Origin of the sequence: Streptomyces sp. NPDC051662, assembly GCF_040681655.1 — a bacterium.
Taxonomy (GTDB): Bacteria; Actinomycetota; Actinomycetes; order Streptomycetales; family Streptomycetaceae; genus Streptomyces.
Genome location: NZ_JBFAZD010000020.1, coordinates 40957 through 52722, shown reverse-complemented (window position 1 = coordinate 52722; position 11766 = coordinate 40957). Strand labels below are relative to the sequence as shown.

11 protein-coding genes and 4 pseudogenes are annotated in these 11766 nt (G+C 67.3%); 4 read left to right on the top strand and 11 right to left on the bottom strand.

Annotated elements, in window-relative coordinates; translation table 11 throughout:
- Nucleotides 1-130: 130 nt before the first annotated feature.
- From AB0M67_RS28855 to AB0M67_RS28840, 4 genes and pseudogenes are all read right to left on the bottom strand, one after another.
- Nucleotides 131-475, bottom strand: coding sequence for a hypothetical protein (locus tag AB0M67_RS28855; protein ID WP_365750132.1), 345 nt, complete (start codon nucleotides 473-475; stop codon nucleotides 131-133).
- Between the two features lie 1454 nt (nucleotides 476-1929).
- A pseudogene (locus AB0M67_RS28850) lies at nucleotides 1930-2460 on the bottom strand (NAD(P)H-binding protein); the annotation flags it as partial.
- Between the two features lie 50 nt (nucleotides 2461-2510).
- Nucleotides 2511-3131: a TetR/AcrR family transcriptional regulator gene (locus AB0M67_RS28845; RefSeq protein ID WP_365750130.1), complete on the bottom strand. Its 621-nt coding sequence runs from the start codon at nucleotides 3129-3131 to the stop codon at nucleotides 2511-2513.
- A gap of 118 nt (nucleotides 3132-3249) precedes the next feature.
- Nucleotides 3250-4098, bottom strand: a complete 849-nt coding sequence (locus tag AB0M67_RS28840; protein WP_365750127.1) for a LysR family transcriptional regulator — start codon at nucleotides 4096-4098, stop codon at nucleotides 3250-3252.
- Between the two features lie 94 nt (nucleotides 4099-4192).
- Between AB0M67_RS28840 and AB0M67_RS28835 the strand changes: the two genes are divergently transcribed.
- The 3 genes and pseudogenes from AB0M67_RS28835 (at nucleotide 4193) to AB0M67_RS28825 (ending at nucleotide 6127) form a co-directional block, all read left to right on the top strand.
- Nucleotides 4193-4924 carry an SDR family NAD(P)-dependent oxidoreductase gene (locus tag AB0M67_RS28835; protein ID WP_365750125.1) on the top strand — a complete coding sequence of 244 codons (732 nt, stop codon included), beginning with the start codon at nucleotides 4193-4195 and terminating at the stop codon, nucleotides 4922-4924.
- Between the two features lie 82 nt (nucleotides 4925-5006).
- Nucleotides 5007-5090, top strand: a pseudogene (locus tag AB0M67_RS28830) (SAM-dependent methyltransferase); the annotation flags it as partial.
- A gap of 98 nt (nucleotides 5091-5188) precedes the next feature.
- On the top strand, nucleotides 5189-6127 hold the full coding sequence (locus AB0M67_RS28825; protein WP_365750123.1) for an ADP-ribosylglycohydrolase family protein: 939 nt from the start codon (nucleotides 5189-5191) through the stop codon (nucleotides 6125-6127).
- A 357-nt stretch (nucleotides 6128-6484) separates the two neighbouring features.
- Here the strand turns inward: AB0M67_RS28825 and AB0M67_RS28820 are convergent, their stop codons facing one another.
- The 6 genes and pseudogenes from AB0M67_RS28820 to AB0M67_RS28795 all read right to left on the bottom strand — a co-directional run bounded on the left by AB0M67_RS28820 (nucleotide 6485) and on the right by AB0M67_RS28795 (nucleotide 10230).
- Nucleotides 6485-7006: an SMI1/KNR4 family protein gene (locus AB0M67_RS28820; RefSeq protein WP_365750121.1), complete on the bottom strand. Its 522-nt coding sequence runs from the start codon at nucleotides 7004-7006 to the stop codon at nucleotides 6485-6487.
- A 146-nt stretch (nucleotides 7007-7152) separates the two neighbouring features.
- The gene (locus AB0M67_RS28815; protein WP_365750119.1) at nucleotides 7153-8493 is read right to left on the bottom strand and encodes an RHS repeat-associated core domain-containing protein; all 1341 of its coding nucleotides are present in this window, start codon (nucleotides 8491-8493) and stop codon (nucleotides 7153-7155) included.
- Nucleotides 8403-9068, bottom strand: coding sequence for a hypothetical protein (locus tag AB0M67_RS28810; protein ID WP_365750117.1), 666 nt, complete (start codon nucleotides 9066-9068; stop codon nucleotides 8403-8405). Before AB0M67_RS28810 ends, AB0M67_RS28815 begins: the two co-directional genes overlap by 91 nt.
- Nucleotides 9069-9273: 205 nt before the next feature.
- Nucleotides 9274-9378: pseudogene (locus AB0M67_RS28805) on the bottom strand (diadenosine tetraphosphate hydrolase); the annotation flags it as partial.
- A gap of 210 nt (nucleotides 9379-9588) precedes the next feature.
- Nucleotides 9589-10047 (bottom strand): hypothetical protein, encoded by a 459-nt coding sequence (locus AB0M67_RS28800; protein ID WP_365750115.1) that lies wholly within the window; start codon nucleotides 10045-10047, stop codon nucleotides 9589-9591.
- Between the two features lie 45 nt (nucleotides 10048-10092).
- The gene (locus AB0M67_RS28795) at nucleotides 10093-10230 is read right to left on the bottom strand and encodes a hypothetical protein (RefSeq protein ID WP_365750113.1); all 138 of its coding nucleotides are present in this window, start codon (nucleotides 10228-10230) and stop codon (nucleotides 10093-10095) included.
- 192 nt (nucleotides 10231-10422) lie between these two features.
- On the opposite strand from AB0M67_RS28795, the pseudogene AB0M67_RS28790 reads away from it, so the two are divergent.
- A pseudogene (locus AB0M67_RS28790) lies at nucleotides 10423-10575 on the top strand (transposase); the annotation flags it as partial.
- A gap of 601 nt (nucleotides 10576-11176) precedes the next feature.
- On the opposite strand, the gene AB0M67_RS28785 reads toward AB0M67_RS28790, so the two are convergent.
- Nucleotides 11177-11497 (bottom strand): hypothetical protein, encoded by a 321-nt coding sequence (locus AB0M67_RS28785; protein ID WP_365750111.1) that lies wholly within the window; start codon nucleotides 11495-11497, stop codon nucleotides 11177-11179.
- Nucleotides 11498-11766: the final 269 nt, after the last annotated feature.

Below are 11766 nucleotides of genomic sequence, written 5' to 3'. Positions count from 1 at the left end.
CAGGGGGCTCGATCTCGCACCGAACTTGGTGTGGCCACGGCGCAGGGGCCCAGTCATGGGGACCGGGCCCCTGTTCCATTCCCTCCGCTACGCTGGGGGAATGGAATTGATACGACGTCAACTTGCTCGCTCAGGAGCGATTGGCGTCGAGCCAGTAGTTGTCTCCTTCGAGAAATCGGTTGTTCTTACGCCAGGTCGGGAACAGGCTCATGGACTGAGTGTTCTGGTTGTTCGACATGCTGGAACGTCCACACGGCTCGGTCCAGGTCGGCACGTGGGAGCGTGGGTCGGGCATAAGCCTCCACACACCGTCCGCGCCGCGCTGGGCGATCGTGTTCAGGCAGCCTTCACCCGATGTCACCTGACTCAGGTTCTTCCCGCCCCACCGGCGAGGTTGCTGTCTGGGGCACACGGAGCCGGCCGAGTTGTTCGAGCGGCGACGCGTTCCCTCGGGCATGCCGATCTTGCTGAACATGCCTAACGCTCGGCGCAAAGGGGCTGCGCTGGGACGCGCGCCGGAAGGCTGGCCCGCTCGTCATCAGTGAACTGCCGGTAGCCGATGATCTTGCACAGGTCGCGCTGCCACATCTGCGGGTCGAGCCGGAGGACGCCGCCCGCTCCGGAGGGGTCAGCGTAGATCACTGTGCTGCCGTCCTTCGAGATATCCATGAACGAGTACGAACGGTTCGAAGTCCTGCCGGGCGGTTCACCGAATTCGAAGGAGTCCTGCGGGGCGCGGTCCCCGACGCGGTAGGTCCGTACGGCGTTGTTGGCGGCGATCAGGAAACGGCCGTTCCGGTCGATGAACTGCGTGACAGTCGGGGTGACCAGATCCTCGGCGGTGCTGCGCAGCGGGCCGAGTTCCTTACGGAGCGGGTCACGCCGCCACAGCTCGACGATTGCTCCGCGGCGCATCAACCCGAAGTATCGGCCGCTGGGGTCGAACTGCACGGCGAGGATGTCTTCGGTGGTCCTCACTGTTTCTGTGACAGCACCTGTGGTGATGTCGACGATGCGGACACTAGGGTCGCCCCAGGTGATCACGTTCACCTTGTTCGGGGCCGGATAGGTGCCTATTGAGATGTGTGGACGCCCCTCGGGCGCGTCTTTGGGCTGCAGGGCCTTCGCGTCGAAGTGTGCGAGTTCTCGGCCCGTGTGCGAATCCCATTGCTGGACCACGGTCCCTGACACGGTGAGTACGTTTCCGCTGGCGTCGAAGTAGTAGTGGAAGTCCCACTTCCCGGCGTCCCCGGCCGGTACTGCAGGCCCCAGGATCGACGGCGTGATCGTGGCCAGTGGAGGAGGTTCGGCGGCGGTGATGACGGCTACTTGCCGCAGGGTGGAGACCTCACGGACGGAGATCACGTTCCGTCCCTCCTGGCTGGCGAGCAGGCTCCCGTCGCTGTTCAGCCGAAGCTGGTCTGCGTCTCCTGGTATCCAGTAGGGCTCGCGGCGCTGCGCCTCGGCGAGGAGGACGCTGTTGTCTCCGGTGGCGGGCCGCAGCTGTATGGCGGACCCGTCGGTGAGAACACTGATCGTGCGGGTTCCGTCGTCGGTGAGCCGCTGCTGGCCGACGGAGAGTCTGTCACCGCCGGGCGGGAGTTCGGTGTAGGTGATCAGCGAGTCCTCCCAGGTGACGTGAGAGAGCTTCCCGGCGGCGGACACCAACTGACCCGATGTGGAGGCCGGCGGCGACGGGGTGCGGGAGAGTACCTTGTTGTGGACTAGGTCCACCACACTCAGGGTGTTGAGGTGCCGGATCCCTACTTGGCTGCCCGTCGTGCTGACTGCATCGACGTAGCACTGGTCCGGCTTGAAGTCCTTGTTCTGTTCGTTGTACGGCTCTCCTTGCTGGGTACCGTCGGAGATCCGGATGAGGCTCACGGCTGTCTCGCCGGATTCCGACCGGCGGCACACCACGGCTGCCGTCCGGTCACCGGAGATCGAGATCTGAGCCACGTCGGCCACCGCGGCCACGACGGTACGTGTTGCGCCGGTTGCCGGGTTGTAGGCGAACAGAGCTTTTGTGTTGTTGGTGTCCCCCCATCCGGAGCGGATCAGCAACAGGGTTCGGTTGTCCGGGCCGATCCACAGGTGGTTGCTTTCTTTGTCGTGATCCGCGGGTACGGGTGTCGAACGCGCGATGGTGCCGCTGTCGAGGATGCGCGGGGCTCCCGCTGCGACGGCGGCCTCGATGCCGACGCGGTGCAGGGCGACCGCGTCGGCGTGCGGATCGTTGGAGGAGACGAGCAGGACCTGCTCGGCGCCCTCGAAGGAGTGGCGCAGCGCGGCCGGGTCCTCGTAGGAGCCCTGGCGTACCCGTACCCCGCGGTTGGCGAAGTGCTGTGCCTTGGCGACGTCACGGACGCTGACCCCGATCTGCTCGGCGGGGACGCGCTGGAGGAGGTGTTCGACGGTGGCGCCGTTCAGGGCGCCAGTCGCACCAGTGACAACGATCATGATGGTGTTCGTTTCGCGCCCGCTACGCGTTCGGCGCGTGCCGGCTTGTCTCAGTGGCCGCGCAGGAGCGGCAGGAGGATGTCGTCGACGAGGTGCTCGACGAAGCGTTCGTCGCACCGCTCGCCGGCGACGACGACGCGGTGCACGATCACGGCCGGGGCGACCTCGGCGAAGATCTCGGCGGCCCGGGGCGCCAGCTCTTCGCCCTGCCCGATCGCATCGCGCAGCGGCTGGTCGGTCATCGCGGCCTCGTCGCGGCGCAGAATGCGGCGCATCTCCTCGGCGAGCCTTGAGTCGCTGCGCATACCGGCGAACAGCGCCCCGAGCAGCCCGATCTCCTGCTCGGCGATCTGTTGCGCCAGCCAGGCGACGAGCGCAAGCAGGTTCGCGCGAAGGTCGTCCGCGGCGGGCTCGGGCGGCGTCGCGTGCGAGCGGTGCTCGACCGCGGCGGCGACGAGGGCAGCCTTGTCGCGGTAGCGGCGGTAGATCGTCGTCTTCGCCGCTCCGGAGCGGCCTGCGACCGCTTCCATGGACAGCTGCTCATAACCCAATTCGGTCAGCAGGGACAGCGTCGTGTCGAGGATCGCCACGTCACGGCTCGTGTCGCGAGGCCGGCCCATGGCGGACTGCTTGTCCAGTCCGCCGGCTCGCGAGCCACTCGACGCGCTCACCTAAGAGACCTCCTACTTTCGCTACGCTACGGTTGCGTATCGAAAGTAGCCCAGCCGGTAATGAGGTCAAACCGGACTGTCCGTGTACGCGGTCTTCTCTTGATCGAAGAGACAGGCCTTAGAGACGTGTCGCAGTCCGGACAAGGTCGGCGACGGTTCTGGACCGGCTGTGCGGGGGCCAGGCGATGACGGTGGTGACTGCCGGCGCGTCCAGCACGGGCACGGCGGCGAGGTCACCGTGCAGCTGGGCTCGGCACGACTCCGGTGAGACCGCGCACGCGCGGCCGAGCGCGACGAGCTGCAGCAACTGTGCGTGGCCGCGGACTTGTGGGCCGGGGCCGGGCGGGTAGGTGCCGTCGGGGCCGGGCCAGCGCGGCAGGGGCAGGCCCGGCAGGGCGGAGATGTCGGCCATGTGCACATGGGCCCGGGCGGTGAGCGGATGCCAGGCCGGCAGGACCACAACCTGGCCCTCCGTGCTGAGCTCTTCGGTGTGGAACCCGGCTGTCGAGTCGAACGGCCGGTGCAGCAGCGCCACGTCGGCCCGGCCTTCGCGCAGGAGTTGTTGCTGCTCGGCCGGGCCGCACAGGATGACCTCGACGGGGACTGCGTCGGGTTCGGCGGCGTACGCGTCGAGCAGTCTGGCCAGCAGTTCGCGGGAGGCGCTGGCTTTCGCGACCAGGGCCAGGCCGGGCCGGCCGGTCACGGAAGGGGCTGCGCGGCGGGTCCGGCGCTCGGCGGCGTCGACCGCGTCGAGGGCCGCCCGGCCCTCGGCCAACAGCACCGAGCCGGCCTCGGTCAGCGTGACGGTGCGGCTGGTCCGATCCAGCAGTGCTGCCCCGAGCCGGCGTTCGAGCTGCTGGATCGTCCGTGACAGAGGCGGCTGCGCGATCCCGAGCCGCTGCGCGGCGCGCCCGAAGTGCAGCTCCTCAGCGACAGCGACGAAATATCGCAGTTCCCGGGTCTCCATGCCGCCACCGTACTCCGGATCAATACCCTGACGGTATCGCTGCCACCCGATCGGTCTTGGACCGCCGCCGGGGTCCGAGAGCAGCATGGTTCCCATGAGCGAACGAACGATTGCGCTGGTCACCGGCGCGAACAAGGGAATCGGCTACGAGATCGCCACGGGCCTGGGCGCCCTCGGCTGGAGCGTCGGCGTCGGCGCTCGCGACGATGGGCGCCGTGAGGCCGCGGTGGAGAGACTGCGCGCGGCCGGCATCGACGCGTTCGGCGTGCCACTGGACGTGACCGACGACGCGAGCGCCACCGCCGCCGCGCGGCTGATCGAGGAACGAGCCGGGCGTCTCGACGTGCTCGTCAACAACGCCGCCATCACCGGCGGCATGCCACAGGAGCCCACCCGGGTCGATCCCGCCACCATTCGGGCGGTCGTGGAGACGAACGTGATCGGCGTCATCCGCGTCACCAACGCGATGATGCCGCTGCTGCGCCGCTCCGCCTCGCCACGGATCGTGAACATGTCCAGCAGCGTCGGCTCCCTCACCCGGCAGTCGGGAACCGCCCCTGAGCAGACGACGGGCCCGGTGGCCGTGGCGTACGCGCCGTCGAAGAGCTTCCTGAACGCCGTCACCCTCCAGTACGCCCGGGAGCTGAGCGGCACGAACATCCTGATCAACGCCGGCTGCCCCGGCTACGTCGCGACCGACCTCAATGGCTTCCGCGGCGTGCGCACCCCCGAACAGGGCGCGGCGATCGCCATCAAACTCGCGACCCTGCCCAACCACGGCCCCACCGGCCAGTTCTTCGAGGACGCCGGCGTCGTGCCCTGGTGAAGTGCACAGCGGTCATCACCCGCCGGGGTGAGGCGGCTTCGCTCACGCGAGATGGGCCGCGCCGGCGGCTCCGCAAGCTGCCGTGCAGCTTGCCGCTCTGCCCTGTTTGCCGTTCGTCGACGACGAGTTCGATGCCGTCGCCGGCAACTACGTTCTCGACCATGTCGGCCGGCCGCAGGAAGCCCTGAGGGAGTTGCGACGTGTGACACATCCCGGCGGGCAATGCCGTGGCGATGTGGGGGTCCGGTTGGCACGATGGAGGCGATGCCCACTCACCTCCCCTCCCTCGACCTTTCCGACTTCCGCTTCTTCGACCACCGTTCGGCCGCGCGCGACGCACTCCGCGGGCTGGCGGTGGGTGACGCCTTCGGTGCCCAGTTCTTCGTGCCCGACAATCTCCCATGTCTCCGGGAGCGCCGGCTGCCGCCCGCCGAGTGGCCGTGGACGGACGACACCGAGATGGCCTGCTCGGTCTTCGACGTACTGCGCAGCCGCGGCAGCGTGGACCAGTACGACCTGGCACAGGGCTTCGCCCGCAGGCACGACTTCGACCGCGGCTACGGTCCGGCGATGAACAGGCTGCTGCGCCTGGTCCGCGAGGGCGGACGATGGGCTGAGCTGGCCACGGGACTGTTCGACGGCCAGGGGTCGTGGGGCAACGGGGCCGCGATGCGCGTGGCGCCCTTGGGGGCCTGGTTCGCCGTGGATCCCGAGGAGGCGGCGGCCCAGGCCGGGCGGTCGGCGCGGGTGACACACACCCATCCGGAGGCGGTCGCCGGGGCCGTCGCGGTCGCGGTGGCAGCCGCGTACGCGGCTCGTGGGACCGTACGGCCGGTGAGCGGAGCCCAGTTGCTCGCCACGGTGGAGGAACTGACCCCGCGGGGAAGGGTTCGCTCGGGTGTGGCCGAGGCACGTCAGCTGCTGGGACAACCGCATGCCGAGTACGCGGCGTACCGGCTGGGCAACGGACGGCAAGTGAGCGCGGTGGACACCGTGCCGTTCGCCCTGTGGTGCGCCGCCCAACACCTCGACGACTTCGAGGCGGCACTGTGGGCGTGCGCGTCGGTCGGCGGGGACGTGGACACCACCTGCGCGATCGTCGGCGGGATCGTGGCCTCGCGGGTCGGCACGGCGGGCATCCCCGCCTCGTGGCGGGCCGCATGCGAGGCACTCCCCGTATCTCCCTGTTCAGGCCGGCGTTGAACGACTGCGCGGCGGCGTTGTCGGGCGCTCGTGCTGGTGGCCCCGGGTGGGTCGCAGGTTCAAATCCTGTCGTCCCGACCAGCGTTTACGCAGGTCGCAGGCGGTATCGGAGAAATCCGGTACCGCCTTTTCTGTCGCTCTGGGGACCACGTGGGGACCACACGGTCTGGCGGCGGCGTCCGGGGGCCGGCTGGACGGCGAGGCTGATGGGGGTACGGGCGGCGAGGATGCGTTCGGCGACGAGGGGGCGGCCGTTCCACCGGCCCGAGAACCGACGGACCGTCACGAAGATCGAGGCTGAACCTTCACACGGTGGTGTCTCCCGTACCAGGACGGGAGACACCACCGCGTTCGCCATCAGGGCAGGAACTCCCAGAACGGGCCGTCAGGTGCGAGGTTGCGAGAACACAACGTCACGTCCCTGCCTTTGAGATAAGCCAGCAACCACTCGCTGAACGTCATCTCGTAGAGAGTCCAGGCCGGACTGTCGAACTCCTGGACCACAACGCGCCAGGGCGACGAGGGGTCATCGGGAACGCGAAGGAAAACCGCCTCGCCCGTCGTGGCCGTTGCCACCGGCATCAGTTCCCCGGGGCCACTTCCTGCCGGACTGGGCAGGAACTCCACCATGTCCTCGTCGCGCCACAATTCGAGATTCTCCTTGATGGATCTTCCCAGATTGTGCAGAAGGTGATCGGCGGGGTGATCCAGATGCAGCTGCCCGTTGATCTCGATCGAACCGTAGGCGTTCACGATCTCACGGAAGTCCGCAGGGAATTCGATACCGAATTCCCGTTCCAGTTCGATCCACGGCACCGGATCCGACCAGTTGAACCGGGATTCACCCAACAGGGCTTTGATTTCCGAAAGCGCTGCCACCCTCTATTCCCCTTCTAACACTTCGAGCCGATGCCGGTGGGGGAGTTTATCGCGGTGCACGAGAAAGTGTCCGCGATATCTCCCTGGGGCCCGTATGCGGTCATTCCCACCTGAACGAGTGTGGGAACAGCCGACCGTGGATCTCCTTAGATGGGAACGACCGAAATGGACAATTTATTGCCCCCGGTCAGGTGCTTCCAGCCGAAGCGTTCCACCTTGCTGGCCATCCTTCTATTTGCACTGCCGTGCAGAGCCACCAGGTTTCGGACATCCTGGCCGGTGCTCTTGCCCCAATAACCTATCAGGTGACCGGCTTGAGGCTTCCCGCCTCCTGCCTCTATTTCTCCCATTCCGTCCGGCGAAACAGACGGTTCGCATTCGGGGCACTTCGGCAGGCCGTTCGCCCCGGTGCGCGACCTGCGGTCGCTCTTGGTGAGGTATGCGAAGGCGCCGGTCGCCCTGCAGCCTTTGTTCCCCTGGTGATTCGTGTACTCCTCAAGCCCTCCGTAGATCCGTCCGCCGTCGATCAGAGGCATCGGGTTGCAGGTGACGGTGTTGTTGTCGGTACCGCGCGGCGCGGGCCTGGGCGCGGAGCCCGGCGACGGTTGGGGGGTGGGACCCGGACGCGGTTCGCTGGACGAATCGCTGGAACCGGCCTCGTCCGCGGACGGCCTCAGCATGTCGCCGATGGCCTGCCCGGCGTCCTGCAGGCTCTGCTGGCCCTGCGGAGTCGAGGCCGCGAGCCCGAGTCCAAGGGCCCCCGCCGCCCAGTAGACAAGCGCGGGAAGCGCGAACCAGTGGCCGTCGATCTCGACGTTGCTCACCGGGTTGCCACCGGTGAAGGCGTAGCGGTTGCTGGTGTACGGGTCCGCGCCCAGGTTCATGTCGGAGAGGGCGCCGTTGTACATGTCCCGGGTGGTGAAGCGGTTGAGGCCCGGACTGTAGTCGCGGAAGCCCATGTCGTACGTGCCTGACTGGGCGTCCCAGCGCTTCGCGTTGAAGCGGTAGGGGTTGTACGTCTCTTTGTCCGGCCGGCCGGCCTCGGGCCTGTCGATCCCGGTGAACTCGGTGGCATCGTTGTTGCCGTAGGCGGTGTAGCCGTAGGTGGCCTTGCCGTCCGCCGTCTTCGACGCGGTGCGGTCCAGCGGGTCGAAGGTGTACTTCGTCGACTTCATCGCGCCCGCGTCCGTCTTCTGGGACTCCACGACGTGGTCGAAGCCGTCGTACACACTCCGCTCAATGACCTTGCCGCCCGAGATGACCGACTGCTGGCGGCCGAAGGGGTCGTAGGTGTAGGTGTGGGAGGCGACCAGCGTGGTGCCGTCCGCCTTCTTCTCCGTTGTCGACTTCAGCGCGCCGTCGAGGTGGTAGGTGTTGTCGTTGGCTTTGGTCTCCTTCAGCTTCTGGCCACGGTCGGTGTACGTGTACGACGTGACCTTTGGGGTGCTGTCCGTCGCCTGACCTTTCCGTCGGGGTAGAACGACCACGCCATCGTGCGGTGGGAGGAGCCGCCCGCCGATGTCAGTGTCCTGGCCGTCTGCTGGCCCACGGTGTTGTAGTCGTAGGTGGTCGCGATGCCCCAGGGGTCCGTGGATGCCTTCGTCCAGCCGTTGTCGAAGTAGTCGAACTCCGAGGTGTTGCGTAGCGTCTGGCCCTCCGAGGGTGGCGTCGAGGTCTTCGCGACCCGGCCCACGGCGTCGTACACGGTCTCGGTGTAGACGTCGGGGTCGTTGTGGCGGGTGTCCGCCGGGTCGTACGGCTGGTACTGGCGCTTCGGCCGGTTCAGCGCGTCGTACTCGGTGCGGGCGGTGAACGCCGTGGTCGTCCCCGCTTCGACGGGGCGCGAGGTGATCACCTTGGTGGTGTTGCCGACGTTGTCGTACTCGTAGCTGAGCTTGTCCCCCTCCGCGTCGACGACGGAGGTGAGTTGATAGATGTCGTCGTAGTGGTTGGCCGTGACGAAGTCCGTCGCGTCCGTGTACGGGCCGCGGCGGATCGTCAGCACGATCAACGCGTCCAGGAAGCTGAACAAGGACGGGCTCGCGATGTGGCGGAAGGTCAACTGCGGTGAGTGGAAGGTGCAGACGGCGCGGCCAGCACTTCGGCCACCGGCGCACGGACCCGGGCCAGACGCTGAAGCGTGAGCTCTGCCGCACTGAGCGCGGCCTGCACCCGGCGAACCGCTCGTTGATCTGCCTGTCGCCTCGTACAGCCCGTCGGCGCGGTGCTCGAACGGCCCTACCAGGCGGATTCGGGCCCCGCAACGGTCAGGTGACCGAGCGCGACTGGTCCAGTTCGCTGCCGATCGCCTCTCGCAGCACGTCGTGCTGCGGACCGAGCCTGAACTGCCCGTCACTCCACCGTTCACGCGGTGGGGAATTCCGCCGTGTACTTGAGGCCGATCAGCCGCATGCGCACGCCGTTGGTCGGGTTGTCCGGGTGGCGTCAACGGTCTGAACCGGCTCCAGCTTTCCGGCCCGAACCGGCCCCATGTCGTGGTTCTCTCCGTGCGGCTTCCGGGTTGAGTTGGCCCCGCCTTCCGGCTCGAAGTGGCTCCGTCGCTGCTGTGCTGTCGCGTCGGATCAGAGTGGGTCGTCGTCCGAGCCTCCTGCCCATTCCTCGCGCGGTCGCAGGCGCGCGAGGATCCTTTGAACCTCGTCGCGGACACCGTCATCGCCATCGGCTGCCAACTCGTGCAGCTGCTTGATCAGCCGATCTGTGCCCTCGGTCGTCAGCCAGTCGGGGTCGCAGTCCAGAGCGGCTCGGAACTCGTCCGCGGTGCAGGACTCTGCGGCATAGCTTCTGGCCAGCAGCACGTAGCGCAGTCCAATGGTGTCTTTTCGTGCCAGCAACGCCTCGGCTGTCTCCGACGTCACCGCCGTGTCCTGGTCATCCAGGAGGAGACGGTGAATGACGTCCGCCACCTCCTCGAGCCTGTCGGACATCGCGAGCCGTCGCCCGGCTGCGGCGCGAACCGACCAGACCGGAGAGTCGGCGTCCTTGATCGCCGTTCTCACTTCTTGACCGTCGGAAAACACCATGCTCCCAGCCTGCCAGGGAAGCTGGTGATCTTGTGCCGACGGTCTTCAGCCGCGCAATTGCTTGGCCTTGGTCTGGGCGAGACTGTACGACTCGGTGCCGGTCTCGATGATGGCGCCGTTGAAGGTGAGTCGGTCACCGGGCGCCGGCTGCGCCGCTGGGCCTTGACCGGTCAGAGGTGACACCCGGGCTCCGCGACCTGGGGTATCAGCGGCGATCGATGCTCTGAACTGCGGCTTGGCCACCAATGGTTGTCAGTGTGGTTGTGCACCCTCGCACGGACGAGGGATGGCCGCTGAGGGGACAGCTGGCAGCGGGCCGAGTATGTCGGTCACGACACTCCGGACGGGCCGCAGCGGCTGCCTGGGGCACGCCGCTGGGACCCGGACAAGGTCCGCGATGACCTGTAGGACTACGTAGCCCAGACGTTGGGTCGGCCGGACGGAGTCCTGATCGTCGATGACACGGGCTTCCTCAAGAAGGGCACCACCTCGGCCGGCGTCCAGCGGCAGTACTACGGCAGTGCGGGGACTTGCAGCTGAATGACTGTCGAGTGGATCTGCGGGGCGGTCTTTGTGGCGTGGCAGGCGAGCCTTGAGCTGTTCCGAGGTACGGGCGGGTGGTCCGGGGAGCGGTGGGACGACGACACGGTGCAGGTCCAGAAGGCGATGACCGTCTTGGAGCTGATTGGACAGGTTGGTGCGGCTGACGTCCAGCAGTTGGGCCAGGAGCCTGCTGGCGATCGCTCCGGGGCGGAGCAATAGAGCTGTCAGGAGGTGGTGGTGGTCCGGGTCACTGGTTTGAGGGTGAATTCAGCTGCGTGGACGGTGAAGCGTCGTTGGAAGGCCGCCTGGCCAGGGCGTCCCAACACGGTTCCGAGATTGCCACCACGCGGTTGAAGGCGGGCCGCGGCATGCCGGTCGGGGCCGGGTCGGTGGGCATGGTGGTCGGGGGCGGGATCGCGTCGTCTGCTCTTGAGTGCCTCGGCAGGCCGGGGAGGGAGCGGTGCCAGGGTGTAGTTCCAGTCGCTGTGGAAGGCATGGGGTGTGATCGGCAGAGCATGGAACTCGGCAGTTGCGAGCGTAGTTCTCAGGTTGTAGCTGCCCGTGTCCAGCTCGGCAGGCCGCAGTGTCACCCTCTTGACGGTCCTGTCAGGGCGGAGGTGACTGCCTCGGTTTCGCCTCGGGCGGTCTTGAGAAGCAGTCCGACGATGTCGTCCCAGGAGGAGAGAGTCGCGTCCACCGGTTCCGGCTGAGCTGATTCGACGTTCTCCCACCGAACGAACCTGTCCGGGAAGACGCTCAGCGACCATCCGGACTCGTGCTGCAGTGAGACATCCGGGTGTTCCTCGTCCGCGTTGCTGAGTTCGGCGAGGATTTCGCGGATCCGGGCCTCGTCGGGCTCATTGAATTCTTCGCCCATGGTGTCGTACATGAAGTAGGTCACGGTCATGCTCTCCGGTTGGGCGGTGCGCCGTTGGGGATGGCCCAGTTCAGCATATCCGCCGGAATAGCCCGGGTGGAGGGCGTCCCACCAGGGGCTTCCGGAGGTGTGCTGGTACTCCCACCGCCCCGACAACCGGTACCGCATCCACTGGACCGAGGGCTACTTGGTGGACGAGCTCGGCGATCTGTTGACCACGTCGGCCGTTCCCATTCCCGGCGCCGTACGCACCCCTGCGGCCTGTCCTGGTGATGCCGGCGTTGGTGGCGGCCGACCGG